At 67.8% G+C, this 804-nt stretch carries 1 protein-coding gene; it reads left to right on the top strand.

Going from position 1 to position 804, the window contains the following annotated elements; translation table 11 throughout:
- Nucleotides 1–39 precede the first annotated feature (39 nt).
- Nucleotides 40–804: PASTA domain-containing protein (locus Mgrana_RS16645; protein WP_240631423.1), on the top strand; the 765-nt coding region annotated here is incomplete at its 3' end.

Here is an 804-nt window from a genome sequence, read left to right as displayed (position 1 = left end):
CCCTCCATCCCCAAGCCCGCCCCCAAGGGGCCGCGTCAGGTGCGGCGCTACCCGCTCAACTGGCCCGGTTGGGTGCCGGGGGTGGTGCTGCTGGCCGTGGGGGGATGGTTGATCTACGGGGCGGTCATGCGCTACCTCAATCCGCCGGAGTACCAGCTCCCCGATCTGGTTGGCAAAACCCCCACCCAGGCCTACGATGCGGTGAAGAACCTGGGGCTGAAGGTGGTCTTCAGCGAGGGGAATGACCCCAGCTTGCCCAAGGACCAAATCCTAGAGCAAAGCCCCGATCCCGGCAGCAAGGTCAAGCCCGGACGGCGGCTCGAGCTGGTCATCAACAAACCCAAGTTCGGCCTGGTGCCCACCGTGGTTGGGCGCTCCCTGGCCGATGCCCAGGTGACCCTGGATGCCGCGGGATACAAAATCGCAGGCGTCACCCGCATCACTTCGGGGGATACCAAGGACACCGTTTTGGCCAGCCTCCCTCAAGAGGGCCAGCCCCTCAGGAGCGGGGAGGGGGTGCGGTTGTTGGTCTCTTCTGGGGTGCGGCCAGCCCCCCGCGAGACCCTGCTTCCCGACCTAAGGGGGCTGAGCGAGGACCAAGCCCGCTACATCTTGAGCGTGGCCGAGCTGACCCCGGTGGTCAGTTCGGTGGCCTCAGGGGCCCCCAGCGGTACGGTGATCGGCCAAGACCCCGGCCCTGGGGTCACCCTGGCCCGAGAGGCCGTGGTACGGCTGCAGGTTGCCGTTCAACCCACGTCCACCCTGCCCAAGGCTTCCCCCTTCGAGCCGCCGCGCCTCGAGGCC

It is taken from the genome of Meiothermus granaticius NBRC 107808 (genome assembly GCF_003574355.1).
In the GTDB taxonomy this organism is placed as follows: Bacteria; Deinococcota; Deinococci; order Deinococcales; family Thermaceae; genus Meiothermus; species Meiothermus granaticius.
The sequence above is the reverse complement of the archived record's forward strand: the minus strand, read 5'-3'. Positions and strand labels throughout refer to the sequence as shown.